The organism is Brevundimonas sp. EYE_349 (assembly GCF_023147505.1).
GTDB lineage: Bacteria > Pseudomonadota > Alphaproteobacteria > Caulobacterales > Caulobacteraceae > Brevundimonas.
Genome location: NZ_JAHXPB010000004.1, coordinates 134025 through 150904 on the forward strand (window position 1 = coordinate 134025; position 16880 = coordinate 150904).

18 protein-coding genes, 1 tRNA gene and 1 pseudogene are annotated in these 16880 nt (G+C 66.1%); 15 read left to right on the plus strand and 5 right to left on the minus strand.

Annotated elements, in window-relative coordinates:
* Positions 1-4 precede the first annotated feature (4 nt).
* The 3 genes from KZX42_RS08960 to folE all read right to left on the minus strand — a co-directional run bounded on the left by KZX42_RS08960 (position 5) and on the right by folE (position 3185).
* Entirely contained in the window at positions 5-1822 is a 1818-nt protein-coding gene (locus KZX42_RS08960; protein ID WP_248118863.1) for a gamma-glutamyltransferase family protein, read from the minus strand.
* 144 nt (positions 1823-1966) lie between these two features.
* Positions 1967-2401, minus strand: coding sequence for a biopolymer transporter ExbD (locus KZX42_RS08965; RefSeq protein WP_248118864.1), 435 nt, complete (start codon positions 2399-2401; stop codon positions 1967-1969).
* A 169-nt stretch (positions 2402-2570) separates the two neighbouring features.
* A complete protein-coding gene (gene folE, locus KZX42_RS08970; protein ID WP_248118865.1) occupies positions 2571-3185 on the minus strand; it encodes a GTP cyclohydrolase I FolE in 615 nt (204 codons plus the stop codon).
* Positions 3186-3315: 130 nt separating this feature from the next.
* Between folE and cysS the strand changes: the two genes are divergently transcribed.
* On the plus strand, positions 3316-4767 hold the full coding sequence (cysS, locus tag KZX42_RS08975; RefSeq protein WP_248118866.1) for a cysteine--tRNA ligase: 1452 nt from the start codon (positions 3316-3318) through the stop codon (positions 4765-4767).
* Between the two features lie 177 nt (positions 4768-4944).
* Here cysS and KZX42_RS08980 read toward each other — a convergent pair whose 3' ends face one another.
* Entirely contained in the window at positions 4945-6228 is a 1284-nt protein-coding gene (locus KZX42_RS08980; RefSeq protein ID WP_248118867.1) for a lytic murein transglycosylase, read from the minus strand.
* 184 nt (positions 6229-6412) lie between these two features.
* On the opposite strand from KZX42_RS08980, the gene KZX42_RS08985 reads away from it, so the two are divergent.
* From KZX42_RS08985 to KZX42_RS09005, 5 genes are all read left to right on the plus strand, one after another.
* Positions 6413-6489 (plus strand) — tRNA-Ala (locus tag KZX42_RS08985).
* Between the two features lie 203 nt (positions 6490-6692).
* Complete coding sequence (gene ykgO, locus KZX42_RS08990) at positions 6693-6818, plus strand: type B 50S ribosomal protein L36 (protein WP_008263184.1); 126 nt, start codon at positions 6693-6695, stop codon at positions 6816-6818.
* A gap of 159 nt (positions 6819-6977) precedes the next feature.
* Positions 6978-7253 (plus strand): DUF2312 domain-containing protein, encoded by a 276-nt coding sequence (locus tag KZX42_RS08995; RefSeq protein ID WP_248118868.1) that lies wholly within the window; start codon positions 6978-6980, stop codon positions 7251-7253.
* A gap of 12 nt (positions 7254-7265) precedes the next feature.
* Entirely contained in the window at positions 7266-7577 is a 312-nt protein-coding gene (locus KZX42_RS09000; RefSeq protein ID WP_248118869.1) for a hypothetical protein, read from the plus strand.
* Between the two features lie 130 nt (positions 7578-7707).
* The gene (locus tag KZX42_RS09005; RefSeq protein WP_248118870.1) at positions 7708-7992 is read left to right on the plus strand and encodes a hypothetical protein; all 285 of its coding nucleotides are present in this window, start codon (positions 7708-7710) and stop codon (positions 7990-7992) included.
* Between the two features lie 3 nt (positions 7993-7995).
* Here the strand turns inward: KZX42_RS09005 and KZX42_RS09010 are convergent, their stop codons facing one another.
* Entirely contained in the window at positions 7996-9447 is a 1452-nt protein-coding gene (locus KZX42_RS09010; protein WP_248118871.1) for a sigma-54 dependent transcriptional regulator, read from the minus strand.
* Between the two features lie 158 nt (positions 9448-9605).
* Here KZX42_RS09010 and KZX42_RS09015 point away from each other — a divergent pair.
* The 9 genes and pseudogenes from KZX42_RS09015 to KZX42_RS09055 all read left to right on the plus strand — a co-directional run bounded on the left by KZX42_RS09015 (position 9606) and on the right by KZX42_RS09055 (position 16878).
* Positions 9606-11398 (plus strand): annotated as a pseudogene (locus tag KZX42_RS09015) (M3 family oligoendopeptidase).
* A gap of 70 nt (positions 11399-11468) precedes the next feature.
* Positions 11469-11741, plus strand: coding sequence for an aa3-type cytochrome c oxidase subunit IV (locus tag KZX42_RS09020; protein ID WP_248118872.1), 273 nt, complete (start codon positions 11469-11471; stop codon positions 11739-11741).
* Positions 11742-11877: 136 nt separating this feature from the next.
* Positions 11878-13011 carry a Re/Si-specific NAD(P)(+) transhydrogenase subunit alpha gene (locus KZX42_RS09025; RefSeq protein WP_248118873.1) on the plus strand — a complete coding sequence of 378 codons (1134 nt, stop codon included), beginning with the start codon at positions 11878-11880 and terminating at the stop codon, positions 13009-13011.
* On the plus strand, positions 13008-13262 hold the full coding sequence (locus KZX42_RS09030) for a hypothetical protein (RefSeq protein ID WP_248118874.1): 255 nt from the start codon (positions 13008-13010) through the stop codon (positions 13260-13262). The genes KZX42_RS09025 and KZX42_RS09030 overlap by 4 nt, the downstream gene beginning before the upstream one ends.
* 2 nt (positions 13263-13264) lie before the next feature.
* Entirely contained in the window at positions 13265-13600 is a 336-nt protein-coding gene (locus KZX42_RS09035; RefSeq protein ID WP_248118875.1) for an NAD(P) transhydrogenase subunit alpha, read from the plus strand.
* The gene (locus KZX42_RS09040) at positions 13597-13863 is read left to right on the plus strand and encodes a hypothetical protein (RefSeq protein ID WP_201099279.1); all 267 of its coding nucleotides are present in this window, start codon (positions 13597-13599) and stop codon (positions 13861-13863) included. Before KZX42_RS09035 ends, KZX42_RS09040 begins: the two co-directional genes overlap by 4 nt.
* A gap of 13 nt (positions 13864-13876) precedes the next feature.
* Positions 13877-15298: an NAD(P)(+) transhydrogenase (Re/Si-specific) subunit beta gene (locus tag KZX42_RS09045; RefSeq protein WP_248118876.1), complete on the plus strand. Its 1422-nt coding sequence runs from the start codon at positions 13877-13879 to the stop codon at positions 15296-15298.
* Between the two features lie 26 nt (positions 15299-15324).
* Positions 15325-15729: a hypothetical protein gene (locus KZX42_RS09050; protein WP_248118877.1), complete on the plus strand. Its 405-nt coding sequence runs from the start codon at positions 15325-15327 to the stop codon at positions 15727-15729.
* 90 nt (positions 15730-15819) lie between these two features.
* The gene (locus tag KZX42_RS09055) at positions 15820-16878 is read left to right on the plus strand and encodes an acyltransferase (protein ID WP_248118878.1); all 1059 of its coding nucleotides are present in this window, start codon (positions 15820-15822) and stop codon (positions 16876-16878) included.
* The last annotated feature ends 2 nt before the right edge of the window (positions 16879-16880 follow it).

The following is a 16880-nucleotide window of genomic DNA, read 5'->3' on the forward strand; positions in this document are numbered from 1 at the left end:
GATCTCAATAGGCTAGAGCGATCCCGTCCTTGCGCATCTCGGTCGCCGCGCCATAGGTCCAGCGGCCGCCGGGATTCACCTGTTTCATCACGTTCTGATAGCCGCCGAACCCCCCGTCCGGTTCGCCCAGCGTCCAGCCCATGGCGCGCAACTGGGCCTTGGTCGCCTCGGGCACGCCGCTCTCCAGATGCAGGACGCCGCTCCCCTCCTGCGGCTGCCCGGTCGGTTCGGACGAGCCATAGTGCTGCCAGCGCGGGGCGTCGCCCGCCGCCTGGGGCTCCAGCCCATAGTCGACCATGTTGATGATGATCTGGGCCTGGCCCTGGGGCTGCATGGCGCCGCCCATGACGCCGAACGCCAGCCAGGGTTCCCCGTCCTTGACGGCGAAACCGGGGATGATGGTCTGGGAAGGGCGTTTGCCAGGCGCATAGATATTGGGGTGGCCATCGGTCAGGGCGAACAACTCGCCCCGGTCCTGGAACATGAAACCCAGCGGCTCCGACCCATTGTCCGGCGCCAGGCCCGAGCCCATGCCGCGATAGTTGGACTGAATCCAGCTGACCATCATGCCGTCGCTGTCCGCGACGCTGAAATAGGTGGTGTCGCCGTGGTGCGGCGCGTCGCCGGGCATGACGCGATCCATCACCCGATCCGGCCGGATCAGCCTGGCCCGTTCGGCGGCATAGGCCTTGGAGTTCAGCCATTCGACCGGGGTCTCGGAGAATCGGTCGTCGGCGAACCAGCGCGCCCGGTCCTCGAACGCCAGCCGTTTGGCCTCGGCCTGGACGTGCAGGGAGGCGGCTGACTGGAAGCCCATGGATTTCAGATCGAACTGTTCGCAGATGTTCAGAATCTGGTTGGTGGACAGGCCCTGCGTGTTCGGCCCCAGGCCGAAGACGTCCACGCCGCGATAGTTGGTTTGGATCGGCTCGACCCATTCGGTGTGGTGGGCCGACAGGTCGGCGCGAGTCATCCAACCGCCGATTCGCTTGAAATAGGCCTCCATCTGATCGGCTAGCGGACCGTCGTAGAAGGCGTCGCGCCCGCCCTCGGCGATCATCCGCAGGGTCTTGGCCAGATAGCGGTTGGCGAACAGTTCGCCGACCTTGGGCGTGGCGCCGCCGGCGGCCCAGATGCGCTTTCGGTTGTCGTTCTCCTCGATCGGAATCTGCCCCCGGTCGAAGGCGGCCATGTTGCGCTCCAGATAATAGGCGATGACCTGGGGCACGGGCGCACCCTGTTCGCAAAGCTCCGCGACCGGCAGCAGCACGTCCCTCCACGGCAGTTTCCCATACCGCTGGTGCGCGCTCCACCATGCGTCGACCGCGCCGGGCACATTGACCGTCACCGCCCCGTAACGGGGCAGGTAGCCGTCGATGGCCTTGGATCGCGCCGTCTCAAGGCTAAGCCCGCGCGGACTGGCGCCCGAGCCGTTCAAACCGACGACCTTCTTCTGTTTCGGGTCCCACAGCATGCAATAGGCGTCGCCGCCGATTCCGTTGGCTGTCGGCTCCAGAAAGCCCAGGGCCGCATTGATGGCGATGGCTGCGTCGATGGCCGATCCGCCACGACGCAGGGTGTCGATGCCGATCAGGCTGGCGGCCGGATGCGCCGTCGCCGCCGCCCCGTTCGCGCCCCAGACGGTGGAGCGTCCCATGAACCTGGGCCCCGAGATCCGGTCGCCGATGGCCACGCCGGCGTAGGGGTCGGCCGGGCGGGCAGGGGCGGGCGGGGCGGTCGTCGGCGCGGGCTGCTGCGCCTGAGCCGTGTTCGCCGCCAGAACCCCGACGGGCAGGGCGGACAGGAAGGTGCGACGACGCATGGGCGAACTCCTCGAACAACCGATGCGGCATCAAGGAGGCGTGCGGCCGATCCGGCAAGCCCCAATCGGACGATCATGCGACCAAAGAAAAAGGCCGCGTCCCTTTCGGAACGCGGCCCTGATCGTTTCGCCTGAGTGCGAACATCAGCTGATGTCTTCGTTCAGCAGGCCGACCTTGAAGAAGCCGTTCTCCTGCATCTTGTTCATGACTTCCATGAACTGCTTGTACTTCACTTCCGGCTGGGCGCGGACGAACACGCGCTCTTCCTGGCAGGCGCCGCCACCCAGGGCGGTGCAGACGTCGGTGGGCAGGTTGTCGATCGAGGTTTGTTTGTCCGACAGGAACAGCTGACCGTTTTCCTGGATGGTGATGTACACCGGCTCCTTTTCCTGGGTCGGGTTCACCGGCGGCTGCGCCGGCGGCAGGTCCAGTCGGATCGAGACGGTCGCCATCGGCGCGGCGACCATGAAGATGATCATCAGCACCAGCAGAATGTCGATGAACGGCGTGATGTTGATATCCGCCGTCTGTTCGATCGTGTGCTTGTCCCCGCCGGAACCACCGAGCTTGGCAGCCATGCATCGTCTCCGTTACTCGCCGGCTGCAATCCGCGCCGGCATTTCCCTATGGATCGCCCGAAAGCTTGCTCGGTTCTTGGCGTCCCGATGCGCGCTTGTAAAGCGGTTCTAAACGATCCGGCGTTCCCGAACGTCAATTATACGCGACAGTCCCCCGCCGCCGCCGGCGTCAGGCCTTCGCCAGCTTCAGAAAACGGTCCATCAGGGCAGAATCGTCCTTGAAGGCGCCGGTGAAGCGGGTGGTGATGGTCGAAACGTGCCGGTGATGCACCCCGCGGGTGGTCATGCACTGGTGTTCGGCGTCCAGCATCACCGCCACGCCCCGTGGCTGCAGATGCGATTCGATGGCGTCGATGATGTCGTTGGTCAGCGTCTCCTGGTTCTGGAGCCTGCGCGCGAAAATCTCGACCACGCGGGCCAGCTTGGAGATGCCGACCACCTTCTCGCCGGGCAGATAGGCGACATAGGCCTTGCCCAGGAAGGGAGCCATGTGGTGCTCGCAGTGGCTCTCCACCTCAATGTCGCGCAGGATGACCATGTCGTCGTATCCGGTCACGTCCTCGAAAGTGCGGCTCAGTTCCCTGGCCGCATCGGCCTCATAGCCGTCGAACCATTCGCCGTAAGCGTCCACCACCCGTTTGGGCGTATCCACCAGGCCCGGCCGGTCGGGATTGTCGCCGGCCCAGGCGATCAGGGTCCGCACCGCTTCCAACGCTTGTTCGCGGCTGGGGCGCTGCACGGCGGCATCGCTGACGAGGACGGGCTTGGCGGGGATGAGGCTCATGAAACTCGATTTTCCGGCCGGGGCGGGTGGGTCGCCCGGTTTACCTTCTACAATCCGTCGGGACTGTATATCAGGCCGCTATATGGGACAGACCGTCCGTCCCGCAAGAAAACCCGCTGAAGACCGAGCCATGCCGCTGCACATCCACGACACCCTGCGCCGTGAAAAGCGCCTGTTCGAGCCCAGGAACAAGGATCGTGTGACCCTCTATGTCTGCGGCCCCACGGTCTATGACTACGCCCACATCGGCAATGCGCGCCCCCCCGTGGTGTTCGACGTGCTGGTGCGGCTGCTGCGCCGGACCTATGGCGCGGACAAGGTCATCTACGCCCGCAACGTCACCGACGTGGACGACAAGATCAATCAGAAGGCCGCTCGCGAAGGCGTGCCGATCAGCGAGGTCACGGCCCGCTACGAGGCCGCCTATCTGGCCGACATGGGCCTGCTGAACGTGTCGCCGCCCGACATCGCGCCCCACGTCACCGAATATATCCCGGCCATCGTCGATCAGATTCAGGCCATCGTCGACGCGGGCTGCGCCTATGCCGCCGAGGGGCACGTCCTGTTCGACGTCTCGTCCTACAAATCCTATGGCGCGCTGTCGGGCCGGAATCTGGACGACATGATCGCCGGCGCCCGCGTCGAGGTCGCGCCCTACAAGAAGAACCCGCACGATTTCGTGCTGTGGAAGCCGTCCAAGGCGGACGAACCGTCCTGGCCATCGCCGTGGGGACAGGGGCGTCCCGGTTGGCACATCGAATGCTCGGCCATGATCGAGAAGACTCTGGGTCTGCCGATCGACATCCACGGCGGCGGCATAGACCTGGTCTTCCCCCACCACGAGAACGAGATCGCGCAAGGCGTCTGCGCCCACGGCCATGCCCACGGCGATCAGGCGCACGACGAATACGCCCGCTACTGGATGCATAACGGCTTCCTGACCGTGGACGCCGAGAAGATGTCCAAGTCCGTCGGCAACGTCCTGCTGCTGCACGACCTGGTTCAGGCCATGCCGGGCGAGGTCGTCCGCTGGGCGCTGCTGAGCGCCCACTATCGCCAGCCGCTGGACTGGAACCAGGGGCTGCTGGATCAGAGCCGCAAGAACCTGGATCGGCTTTACGGCGTCCTGCGCGACGCCGACGCGGCCCTGGCCGACTTCGACGAGGCCACGCTGGACGAGGCCGAGATGGAGCTGGCTGAGAACGCTCTGGACCCGGTGCTGGACGCGCTTGAGGACGACCTCAATACGCCGGGCGCCATCGCGCAGCTGTTCGGGCTAGGAAGCGCCCTGCGGGATCTGTTGAACGACGCCGAAGCCGACATCAACGACGTCGCCATGGCCCGCTGGAGCCTGGTCGAAGCGGCCGGCCTGCTTGGCGTGCTGTCGCTGACGCCAGACGCCTGGTTCGAAGGCGGCGATCCCGCCCTGAAGGCCGAGGTCGAGGCCCTGCTGGAGCAACGCGCCACCGCCCGCGCCGCCAAGGACTGGCCCGAGGCCGACCGCATTCGCGACCGCCTGAACGCCCTAAATGTCGTCGTCATGGACGGCCCCGACGGTGCGACCTGGCGGATGAAGGGCTGATCGAAAACGCTTCTCCCCTCGGAGGAGAAGAACTCGCACCATCGTCTCCTCCCCATGAAATGGGGAGGGGGCGCGAAGCGGTGGAGGGGCTCTTTAAGTCCCACGGGCGCGTGCGATGCGTCGAAGAACCCCCGCCGTGAGCGGCAGGAGCGTCGAACCATTCCTGGCGTTACGCTCTCAGCCCGCCCGGCGGATCAGTTCATCCGCCAGCGTCGGCGTCAGATAGCCGTCGGCGGTCCGGCCGGTGGCGATCTGCCAGCGGCGCAGGGCCGCGCGGGTGTTGGACCCGATCACCCCGTCCACCCCTTGGGTGTCATAGCCCAGCTTGGTCAGCGCCCTTTGCGCGCCGATCCGCTGGTCGCGCGACATCGACGGGTCGTTGGGCCAGGCCTTGGTGAGGCCGGGCTTGCCCATTATCCCGTCCGCCGTCAGGCCGATGGCCAGCGCATAGCTGACCGAGTTGTTGTAGCGGCGGATCACATAGTGGTTCGGCAGGGCCAGGAAGGCCGGTCCGTTCGCGCCTTGGGGCAGCAGGATGGTGGCCTCTTCCAGCGCCTCGGCGCCGTTCGGCGTTCCGCCTTGCGCCAGCCGCACGCCCTTGGCCGCCCAGTAGGCCCAGTCGTGCTTGGGCCCTTCCGCCTCGGCGTAGTCGAAACTGGCGGGCAGGACGACTTCGTAACCCCAGCTCTGGCCGCGCTTCCATCCGGCCTGGGCCAGCAGATTGGCGGCAGAGGCCAGGGCGTCGGCGTCGTCGCCCCAGATGTCCACCTTGCCGTCGCCGTCCTGGTCCACGCCCAGGCGCAGATAATTGTCGGGCATGAACTGGGTCTGCCCCATGGCTCCGGCCCAGCTGCCCTTCAGGCCCGAACGCTCGCGCCGGCCGTCCACCACGATGTCCAGGGCATCCTTCAACTGGCCCTCTGCCCAGTCGCGCCGACGACCGTCATAGGCCAGGGTCGCCAGCGAGCGTATGACGTCATAGTCGCCCTGCACCTGACCGAAGGCGCTTTCCTGCGCCCAGACGCCGACCAGGATTTCGCTGGGCACGCCGAAGCGCTGGACCACCGACCACGGCACGCGGTCGATTCGCTGCTTGGCCTGGGCGATCCGCACAGAGGTCACGGCGTTCTGTACATAGGCGCCGGCGGGCTTGGAGAATTCGGGCTGGTTCCGATCCAGCCGAACCACGGTCGGGTCGGGCGTCAACCCTTCCAGCTGACGTGCGTACTCGGCGCGGCGGGCGCCGCCTTTGCGCGCCAGGAAACCCTGTTTCCAGCCCTCGAATCCCTGCTGGTCGTAGGCGGCTAGAGGCGGGGTCTGCGGGGTGGGCGCGGGCGCCGCGACAGGCGCGCCCGGTTGCGGTTGAGGCTGGTGCGCCGGCAGGGCGACCTGAGGCTCAGGCAACATGGGCGCACAGGCGGAGACGCAGCCGATCAGAAGAAGGCGGTAGGAAAAGCGCATGAGATTCAAACTAAAGCCCCCAGGGTCCGACGTGAAATGACATCCGCGCGAATGCCCAGTTTCACGGCGATTAAAGCGTCCGTGAGGCGAAAGCGTTGCCCTGCCGCTTGCTCGTTGGCGTCATTAACCCTGTTTTTCGTCGACGCCTTAACGCCTGCGGCGTATTACCGCACCGTCCTCTGACGGCCTGATGGCGGAGTGGCGACGCAACGGGCGTGCAACCCCGTAAACCCTCCGTTCGACTCGGAGGTCAGGCCTCCATCCTTTTTCGACCGTGTTGTCGCCCTGCGAGGTAGTTGAGCACGCGGTGGGAAAGCCTTCGCTGTGCAGGCTGGGCCTGGGTTCTATGTGGTTTTGGCCTTTGGCGGGTTGACCTTCTGAACCCCTCTCTCTATACGACCGCCTCCGCCGCGATCCGACCGGGTCAGCGGCTTTCTTATTGGTTTCTCTCAGGACGTCCGACCATGAAGGTCCGTAGCTCGCTCAAGTCCCTGAAGACCCGCCACCGCGACTGCAAGGTCGTGCGTCGCAAGGGCGTCGTCTTCGTCATCAACAAGACCGACCCGCGCTTCAAGGCCAAGCAGGGCTAAGCGGGCGGGCCTGCGCGCCGCTTCGGCGGCGTGCGCGCGCAGCGTCTTGCTGACGATCCACAGGCTGCGGATTTTCATCCGCGGCCTTTTTCGTGTTCGCGGTTGTCGCGCGCCGGCCGGCATGGTTAGCGTCCGCGCCTGATTTCTGGAGTATTCCCCATGGCTGACGACGCTTCGTTCGACGGTGGTCCCGACGTTCTCACCTCGACGGCGCAAGGGCGCCTGCGCACCATCATCGAGCGGCTGGAGCGCCTCGAAGAGGACAAACAGGCCGTCATGACCGACATGAAAGAGGTCTTCGCCGAGGCCAAGGGCGAGGGCTACGACGTCAAGATCCTGCGCAAGGTCATCCGCATCCGCAAGCAGGACAAGGCCAAGCGCCAGGAAGAGGACGCCATCCTGGACCTCTATATGTCGGCGCTGGGCGAGATCTGAGGCTGACCCGGCTTGAAGCGAAAACCGCCGCCAAGCCCCTTTGAAGCCCAACGCAAGGCCGCTCAGCGCGCGGCCCTGAACGCCCTGAAACGCGCCCGCCGCTCGGCAGAGAAGGCGGGCGTTTCTCTGTCCGACTGGGAGGGCGAGTTCCTCGATTCGGTCGGCGAGCGGGTGAAGACCCACGGTCGCGCCTTCGCCGACCCCGAAAAAGGCGCGCCGGGCCAGGCCCTGTCCGCCATGCAGGGCCGCAAGCTGAAAGAGATAACCGCCAAGGCCAAGGGCGAAGAGCCGAAACGGCGGTGGGGCAGGAAGAGGGACCTGTAACGTGATCCATCATCCTCGGGCTTGACCCGAGGATCGGGCTGTCCGCAACTCTGCATTGATGAGTGAGCGCAGACCTTTCATCGCGACCTATATTCAGTCTAGCCGCCCGCATGGTGTGCTCTACGTCGGGATGACGGCCAATCTCTTCGAGCGTGGCCGTCAGCATCGTGATGGCGCGGTCGAGGGCTTTGCGAGCCGCTACGGTTGCGGTCTTCTTGTCTGGTACGAGCCGTTGGAGTTGGTCACCAGCGCCAAGCGCGTTTGGAAGCTGGAACTGATCGAACGGACGAACCCCGGATGGATCGACCTCTATCCCAGTCTATGCGGCTTGGCGCCCGATCCTCGGGTCAAGCCCGAGGATGACGGAGAGGGAAGTGTGGCGGCCTTTTTGAAGCGGTTGGAAACGGACGAGTAGGTCTCACCCCGCCTCCTTCAACTGACCTTCCAGCCCCTGCTCCCGGACCTTGCGGTAGAGGGTCGAGCGGCCGATGCCCAGGCGGCGGGCGATCTCGCTCATGTGGCCGGCATAAACCTCGATGGCGTGCTGGATCAGGTCGCGCTCGATGTCTTCCAGCGTCCGCAGATGTCCGCGGTCGTCCAGGATGCGGATGGGCTGTTCGCCGGCGGCGGCCGCCTCGGTCTGGGCGTTGGCGGCGGTTGCGGCCTGAAGCGGGCGGGCGTCGGGCAGGGGGGCGGCGACCCCGGATATGGCGGGAAAATCGTGCGGTTGCAGGAAGGGCGCGTCTGCTAGGACGATGGCGCGGAACACCGCGTTTTCTAGCTGACGGACATTGCCGGGCCAGTCGAACCCTTGCAGCTGGGCCAGGGTCTCGGGTGCGCAGCCGGCGATCCGCCTGCCTTCCTCTGCATTGAATCGGGCGATGAAATGCTCGACCAGGGCCGGAATGTCCTCGCGCCGTTCGCGCAGGGAAGGGGCCTCGATCGGGAAGACGTTCAGGCGATAGAACAGGTCCTCGCGGAAGGCGCCGTCCTTGACCTGCTGGGCCGGGTCGCGATTGGTCGCCGAGACGATGCGCACGTCGATCTTGACCGGGCGCTTGCCGCCGACCGGGTCGATCTCGCCTTCCTGCAGGGCGCGCAGCAGCTTGACCTGCATGTCCAGCGGCAGTTCGCCGATCTCGTCCAGGAACAGGGTGCCGCCGTCCGCCTCCCGGAACTTGCCTAGCGTCTTGTCCACGGCGCCGGTGAAGGCGCCCTTCTCGTGCCCGAACAGGATGGATTCGATCAGATTGGAGGGCAGGGCGCCGCAGTTGACCGCCACGAAGGGCTTGCCTGCGCGGTCGCTGGCGCCATGCAGGGCGCGGGCGATCACTTCCTTGCCCACGCCGCTTTCGCCGGTGATCAAGACGGGGATGGAGGATTTGGCCGCCCGGGCGCCCAGCGCCTTGACCATACGCATGGCGGGGCTGTCGCCCACGATGTCGTCGAAACTGGTGCGGCCCTGGGCGCGCTTGGTCAGGCGTCCGACCTCGGCCGTCAGGCGCTTCATCTGCAAGGCGTTGCGCACCCCGATCAGCAGCCGTTCCGGCCCCACCGGCTTGACGAAGAAGTCCTGGGCCCCCGCCTGCATGGCCTTGACCACCATGTCGATGCCGCCGTTGGCGGTCAGCACGATCACCGGCTCGGCGACGCCCGCGCTGCGCAGTTCGGCCAGACATTCCAAGCCCGACATCTCGGGCATCACCATGTCCAGCAGTATCAGGTCCGCCCCGCCGCCCTGGGTCATCCGGTCGATGGCCTCGCCGCCGCCCGTCGCATGGACCACGGCGTATCCATCCCGCTCCAGCACGGCCTGGATCAGCCGGCGCTGGGTCGGATCGTCGTCGACGACCAGAATGGTCTTGGCCATGACAGGCAGCCCTTCGTCTCGGCCGCCAGAACGCAGGTGGCCCGTTTCGGGACGGTTCTAGCGGCGATGAGGTGAAAATCGCGTTGTGCGGCGTGGTGAGCGGCGGGTTAACGGCATCGGAGGTTGCGCCTGTCATCGGGCGTCCCCAGAACAGGGGCATGAACGCTCCCTTCAAGACGCCGAACGCCGACGCCCCCCTGTGGGACCTGACCGACCTCTACGCCTCGCGCGACGATGCGCGGGTCGCTGCCGATCTGGAAAAGGCCAGGGGATTGGTCGACGGCCTGAACGCCCTTCAGGGGCGGCTGGCCGCAGAGCAGGATGCGGCCGCGCTGGGCGTGTTGCTGGACCAGGCGATCGGGCTTTATGAGCAGGCGTCGGACGTGCTGGGCGCCCTGGGCGCCTACGCCTTCCTGTCGGCTTCGACCGCGCGCGACGATGCGGCGGCCCAAGGGTTTGAGGCGGATGTGCGCGAGAAGATCACCGCCATCGCCACCCCACCGTCTGGCTGACGCTAGAGATCAATCAGATCGACGACGCGCGGCTGGAGGCGGCCTTGGACGCCCACGACGGCGCCGCCCGCTGGCGGCCGTGGCTGCGCCGGGTGCGGGCGATGAAGCCGCACGAACTGTCGGCCGAGTTGGAGACCTTCATCGCCGAACGCGGCCCAATCACGGCCCAATGGCCGCGCCTGTTCGACGAGCAGCTGGCCGCCCTGCGCGCCAAGGCGGGAAACGAAAGCCTGACGCTGGCCGAAGCGCTGAACCGTCTGTCGGACGCCAAGCCGGCGCGTCGGAAGGCCGCCGCCGAGGGTTTGTCCGAGGCCTTGGCCGCCCGCGCCCCGACCCTGGCTCTGGTGCTGAACACCGTGGCCGCCGACAAGACGATGGAGGATCGCTGGCGCGGTTTCAAACGCCCCGCAGACAGCCGCCACCTGGGCAATGAGGTCGATGGCGAGGCCGTGGACGCGATGGCCGAGGCGGTGGCGGCCGCCTATCCGCGCCTGTCGCACCGCTATTACGCCCTGAAGGCCAAGGCGATGGGCAAGACCCGGCTGGACCACTGGGACCGCAACGCCCCCATCGAGACCACCACCCCGCGCACCTTTACCTGGAGCCAGGGGCGAGAGATCGTGCTGGACAGTTTCTCGGACCTGGGCGGCGACTTCGCCGAACGGGCGGGCGGTTTCTTCGACAAGCCGTGGATCGACGGCCGGGCGCGGGCGGGCAAACAGTCCGGCGCCTACGCCCACCCCGTCACCGCCGACCGCCACCCTTACGTCTTCCTGAACTGGATGGGCGAGCGGCGCGATGTCCTGACCCTGGCGCACGAACTGGGGCACGGCGTCCACCAGACCCTGGCGGCGGATCAGGGCACGCTTCTGGCCGATACGCCCCTGACCCTGGCCGAGACGGCATCCATCTTCGCCGAGGGGCTGACCTTCGATCGTCTGCTGGCCACGGCGCCCAAGGCCGAGCAGCGCGGCCTGCTGGCCGGACGGATCGAGGACGGGCTGAACACCGTGGTCCGCCAGATCGCCTTCCACCGTTTCGAGACCCGCTTCCATGACGAACGCCTGAAGGGCGAAGTGTCTCAGCCGCGCATCAACCAACTGTGGCTGGAGGAGATGGGCGCCTCGCTGGGACCGGCGGTCAAGCTGAACCCTGGTTATGAACACTGGTGGGCCTATGTCAGCCACTTCGTCCACTCGCCCTTCTACGTCTATGCCTACGCCTTCGGCGACCTGCTGGCGGCGGCTTTGATGGAGGCGCGGCGCAACGATCCGACCGGCTTCACGCCGCTGTATCGTCAGTTGCTGGCCGGGGGCGGATCGCGCACCTATGTCGAGGCGCTGAAGCCCTTTGGCCTGGACCCGCGCGATCCGGCCTTCTGGAGCGTGGGTTGTCAGCGACTGGAGAGACTGGTCGATCAGTTCGAGGCCCTGGGCTGACCGGTCGGGCTTGAGCCGCGCGACGGCGCGGGTATAGTCGCGCGCAAGGAACGACGAGGGGAAGAACGCCATGGCCGACCACGACCACACCGCTACAGGTCCTGCGGACGCCGACGCGCAAAGCTATATGCGCGGCCATATGGAGGTGCGCGAGCAGGTCTCGACCTACCGCCTGTTCCTGACCCTGGCCAAATGGGGCAGCCTGGCCATCGCGGTTCTGCTGGTCTTCTTGACGCTGTGGTTCCATCCGGGCGGCAGCTTCATGGTCGCGCTCACCGGCGCGGTCGTCCTGGGCGGGGTGGGCTTCGTGGCCCTGCGGTCCAAGCCCGGCGCCGCGCACTGATTTACGGCGTGCGCCGTTCGCGCCTTCCGTGGACGGAAATCGCAGGGTGCGCTGCAAGCTTTGGCATAACCGTGCTTTGACGGCCTGCGCCGGAACGGCCTAACCTTCGTTCAACCACAAGAACGAGGGGATTCGCTTGGCCGTCGCTATCGCCGTCACCCGTGAACGTCGTGAAGGCGAGACGCGCTGCGCCGTCACGCCTGAAACCGTCAAGAAGCTGATCGCCCTCGGCGCGACCGTGGCGGTCGAGGCTGGGACGGGGCTGGGCTCGTCGATCCCCGACGCCCAATACACCGCCGCCGGCGCGGTGGTGAAACCGGACACGCGGGCCGTGCTGGACGGCGCCGACATCGTGCTGAAGGTGCGCGGGCCGACGGCGCAGGAAATCAGCGCCCTGAAACCCGGCGCCATCGTCCTGGCCATGCTGGACGCCTATCGCGAGAAGGATACGGTCGAGGCCCTGCGCGGCGCCGAGGCCACGGCATTCGCCATGGAGTTCGTGCCTCGCATCACCCGCGCCCAGGTGATGGACGTGCTGTCGTCGCAGGCGAACCTGGCCGGATATCGCGCGGTGATCGAGGCGGCCTACGCCTATGGCAAGGGCTTCCCGATGATGATGACGGCGGCCGGCACCGTCGCCGCCGCAAAATGCTTCATCATGGGCGTCGGCGTCGCGGGGCTTCAAGCGATCGCCACGGCGCGACGGCTGGGCGCAGTGGTCACCGCCACCGATGTGCGCCCCGCCACCAAGGAACAGGTCGAAAGCCTGGGCGCCAAATTCCTGGCCGTCGAGAACGAGGAGTTCAAGAACGCCCAGACGGCAGGCGGCTACGCCAAGGAGATGTCGGCGGAATACCGCGCGCTTCAGGCCGAACTGACCGCCAGCCATATCGTCAAACAGGACGTGGTCATCACGACGGCTCTGATCCCCGGCCGCGCCGCGCCTGTTTTGCTGACCGCCGCCCACGTCGCCTCGATGAAGCCCGGCTCGGTCATCGTCGATCTGGCGGTCGAGGCGGGCGGCAATGTCGAAGGCTCGAAACTGAACGAGGTGGTCGTCACCCCGAACGGCGTCAGCATCGTCGGCTGGGCCAATCTGCCGGGCCGCATCGCCGCTGACGCCAGCGCCCTCTACGCCCGCAACCTGTTCGCCTTCATCGGCCTGCTGATCAAGGACGGTGGGCTGAGCGTGGATCTGGAGGATGAAATCCTCAAGGCGTCGGTCGTCACCCACGGCGGGGCCATAGTCCATGAGGGCGTGAGGGGATGATCACGCGTGTTCGCCCCGTTTTGACGGGGGTTGGTTTTGTGCTGCTCTGCGTAAGCATTCCTTGGCAGCTTTTGCTGGCGGTATGGGACGTGGCTCAAGCGCAGGTCGATTTGGAAAGCAGTTTCGCCCGATCCGTGATGATTAAAGCCATCGCCGACAATCTTCCTCAGGCCGTCTTCGATATGGCTGTCGGAGGCGGGCTGCTTATCCTTTGCAACATTGATAAGCGACTAGAACAAGGGCGCGCCTGACCATGGAACACGTCGATCCCACCGTCTTCCGCCTGGCCATCTTCGTGCTGGCCATCTTCGTCGGCTATTACGTCGTCTGGTCGGTCACGCCTGCATTGCACACACCGCTGATGGCTGTGACCAACGCGATTTCCAGCGTCATCATCGTCGGCGGTCTGATCGCCGCCGCCGCGGTGTCGTGTGACGTGTCTGGCCCCAGCGCCTGGATCGCCAAGGGGGCGGGCGTGGTCGCCGTCACCTTGGCCAGCGTCAACATCTTCGGCGGCTTCATGGTCACGCGCCGCATGCTGGCCATGTACAAAAAGAAGGAGCGGCCAGCTCCCAAGGTCACGACGTGACGGACGCCGCACAGATCGCCATCGTCGGCTCATGGGTCGGCACCGGCATCGGCTTCGGCCTGTGGCTGTATGGGTGGTTCGGGACGCAGATCCCGTTGAAACGTCAGCGGCTGCATGACTGCGGCATCGCCCTGGTCTTTTCGGCCATCCTGGTCCGCGTGGTGACGCAGGACCGGCCGCTGGGTGTCTTCGAATGGGCCCTGTTCTTTATCGGCCCCTTGTTCATCGCCGCCGCCCTGTGGCGGCTGGCGCGCACGTCTTAGGGGGAGGGGCGTGATGAACGCATCTTTGGCCGCATTGGCCTATCTGGTTTCGGGCGTCCTGTTCATCCTGTCGCTGCGGGGGTTGTCCAGCCCCGAGACCAGTCGTCAGGGCAACACCTTCGGCATGATCGGCATGGCCCTGGCCATCGGCGTGACCCTGCTGACGCTGGGCACGACGGGGGCGCTTGATCCCGTGACGCTGGGCCTGATCGCGGGGGGCGTCATCGTCGGCGGCGGGGGAGGGGCGCTGATCGCCAAGCGGGTCGCCATGACCGACATGCCGCAACTGGTCGCCGCCTTTCACAGTCTGGTCGGCATGGCCGCCTGTCTGGTCGCCATCGGCGCCATCTATGCGCCCGAGGCGTTTGGAATCCTGTCCGACGACGGCGCGGGCATCAAGACGCTGTCGATCGTCGAACTGAGCCTTGGCGTGGCCATCGGCGCCATCACCTTCACAGGATCGGTGATCGCCTTCGCCAAGCTGAACGGAAACATGAGCGGGGCGCCGATCATCCTGCCGGCCCGGCACCTGATCAACGTCGGTCTGGCGCTGGCGCTGGTCTTTCTGATCGGCATCCTGATCGGCACCGCCGGTGCGGCGACATGGGCTTTCTGGGGCGTCTTCCTGATCGCGCTGGTTTTGGGCGCGACGCTGATCATCCCCATCGGCGGCGCTGACATGCCGGTCGTGGTGTCGATGCTGAACTCCTATTCCGGCTGGGCGGCGGCGGCCTTGGGCTTCACCCTGGAGAACATCGCCCTGATCATCACCGGCGCCCTGGTCGGGTCGTCGGGCGCCATCCTCAGCTACATCATGTGCAAGGGCATGAACCGCAGCTTCGTCTCGGTGATTCTGGGCGGCTTCGGCGGAGGCGATGCGGCGGCCGGTCCCGGCGGCGCCAAGGAGACGCGCCCGGTCAAACAGGGCTCGGCCGAGGATGCGGCCTTCATCATGAAGAACGCCTCCAAGGTCATCATCGTGCCGGGCTACGGCATGGCGGTGGCCCAGGCCCAGCACGCGCTTCGTGAAATGGCCGACAAGCTGAAGGAGGAGGGCGTCGAGGTGAAATACGCCATCCACCCGGTCGCGGGCCGGATGCCGGGCCACATGAACGTCCTGCTGGCCGAGGCCAACGTCCCCTATGACGAGGTGTTCGAACTGGAGGACATCAACGCCGAGTTCGCGACCGCCGACGTCGCCTTCGTCATCGGCGCCAACGATGTGACCAACCCGGCGGCCAAGACCGACCCGACCAGCGCCATCTACGGCATGCCGATCCTGGACGTGGAGAAGGCCGGAACCGTGCTGTTCATCAAGCGCGGCATGGCGGCGGGCTATGCGGGCGTGGAGAACGAACTGTTCTTCCGCGACAACACGATGATGCTGTTCGCCGACGCCAAGAAGATGGTCGAGGGGATCGTGAAGGGGCTTTGAAGGCTTCTCTTCCCAAGATCGTTGCTTTGGCGACCTTTTTCGCCCTCGCAGCCTGTTCCGCGCTGATGAAGCTGACGATTTCCGGCGGACTGGACCGACCCGTGGTGCGGTTCGATGACGGCCGCGCGGCCTGCGTCGATTATCTGGACGTCCGCGATGTCGCCGCGCCTGGGCGTTCGCTGTGGACCTTGCGCGCCATCGGCGTGCGATGCGAGATGGTTGGACATATCGTCTATGGCGAGACGCCAGGTGGATTTATAGTCGAGACGCCGCCGGCCCCTTTGAACGCCGATGCATCCTATGAGGTTTTCGGCAAGGGTTTGACGACCAACCTGATGGCGAAGGTCCGCTGGTCCGGTGGCCTACGCATCCAATATCGCGACGGGGCATGGCGAGAAGCGGCAGTCGCCCACATGGCGCCCAGAACGTAGCAGCCGCGCCGTTCAAGCCCTCTATCGCAACGCTTTCAGACCCGATATCACGCGCTCGTGAAGACGGCCGGACATCAGAGATTTGAAGCCTTGGACTCCCTGCGCGGGGTCTGCGCCATTCTGGTGGTGATGTTCCATATGCCCGTGGCCAGCCACTGGCGAGACTGGGGGTTCATTCAGCACGCCTATCTGTTCGTGGACTATTTCTTCGTGCTGTCGGGCTTCGTCATCGCCCATGCCTATGCCGAGCGTCTGAAGTCGGGGCGGGACGCGGGGCGGTTCATGGTGAGGCGGTTCGGCCGCATCTGGCCGTTACATCTTCTGATGCTGGGCGCCTTCGTGGGCCTGGAGCTGGCCCGACTTGTCTTTCATTTCGACGGGGCGGCGCCGTTCACGCGCGATCGTTCGGTGGACGCCATCTTCACCAATCTGGCGCTGATCCAGGCGTGGCACGTCCACCCCTATCTGACCTGGAACGGGCCGGCCTGGACGCTGAGCGCGGAGTGGGCCTGCTATCTGATCTTCGCGGGGCTGGTCCTGATCGCGCCCAGGCGGTTCCGCTGGATCGGCCTGGTCCTGGCGATCATAGGCGGCCTGCTGGTTCTGGCCTACGCCCGGCGCTGGATGAACACGACGTTCGACTTCGCCGTGCCGCGCGCCGTCTATGGCTTCTTCCTGGGCTGTCTGCTGCAGGGCGTATGGACCCGAATTCCCCGCCTGAAGGGCGCGGCGGCCACCGGGCTGGAGGTCGCGGCCGTCGTCGCAGCCTGTGTCTTCATCGGCTGGGCGACGGGGCCGGTCACGGTGGCGGTGACCCTGGTCTTCGTCGGGCTGGTCTGGGTTTTCGCGGGCGAGAACGGGGCTCTGTCACGCCTGCTGGACCGGCCTGCGCTGGTGACGTTGGGGCGATGGTCCTTCGCCATCTACATGGTCCATATGTTCATCCTGACGGTCATGTTGATCGTCGGGCGAAAGCTGGACTGGCTGCCGAACGGGCGACGGATCGACTTCGGTTCGGTGTGGCTGAACGACCTGTTCGCCATCGCCCTGTTCGGCCTGATCGTGGCGGTCGCCGTCATCGCGCACCGGCTGGTCGAACAGCCGGCCCAGCGCATGATCGACCGCTGGACCAAACCCAAGACCGCCTGATC

Coding starts and splice junctions, on each gene's coding strand:
- KZX42_RS08960 (WP_248118863.1), bottom strand. CDS start 1,822: ATGCGTCGTCGCACCTTCCTGTCCGCCCTGCCCGTCGGGGTTCTGGCG.
- KZX42_RS08965 (WP_248118864.1), bottom strand. CDS start 2,401: ATGGCTGCCAAGCTCGGTGGTTCCGGCGGGGACAAGCACACGATCGAA.
- folE (WP_248118865.1), bottom strand. CDS start 3,185: ATGAGCCTCATCCCCGCCAAGCCCGTCCTCGTCAGCGATGCCGCCGTG.
- cysS (WP_248118866.1), top strand. CDS start 3,316: ATGCCGCTGCACATCCACGACACCCTGCGCCGTGAAAAGCGCCTGTTC.
- KZX42_RS08980 (WP_248118867.1), bottom strand. CDS start 6,228: ATGCGCTTTTCCTACCGCCTTCTTCTGATCGGCTGCGTCTCCGCCTGT.
- ykgO (WP_008263184.1), top strand. CDS start 6,693: ATGAAGGTCCGTAGCTCGCTCAAGTCCCTGAAGACCCGCCACCGCGAC.
- KZX42_RS08995 (WP_248118868.1), top strand. CDS start 6,978: ATGGCTGACGACGCTTCGTTCGACGGTGGTCCCGACGTTCTCACCTCG.
- KZX42_RS09005 (WP_248118870.1), top strand. CDS start 7,708: ATGACGGCCAATCTCTTCGAGCGTGGCCGTCAGCATCGTGATGGCGCG.
- KZX42_RS09010 (WP_248118871.1), bottom strand. CDS start 9,447: ATGGCCAAGACCATTCTGGTCGTCGACGACGATCCGACCCAGCGCCGG.
- KZX42_RS09020 (WP_248118872.1), top strand. CDS start 11,469: ATGGCCGACCACGACCACACCGCTACAGGTCCTGCGGACGCCGACGCG.
- KZX42_RS09030 (WP_248118874.1), top strand. CDS start 13,008: ATGATCACGCGTGTTCGCCCCGTTTTGACGGGGGTTGGTTTTGTGCTG.
- KZX42_RS09035 (WP_248118875.1), top strand. CDS start 13,265: ATGGAACACGTCGATCCCACCGTCTTCCGCCTGGCCATCTTCGTGCTG.
- KZX42_RS09045 (WP_248118876.1), top strand. CDS start 13,877: ATGAACGCATCTTTGGCCGCATTGGCCTATCTGGTTTCGGGCGTCCTG.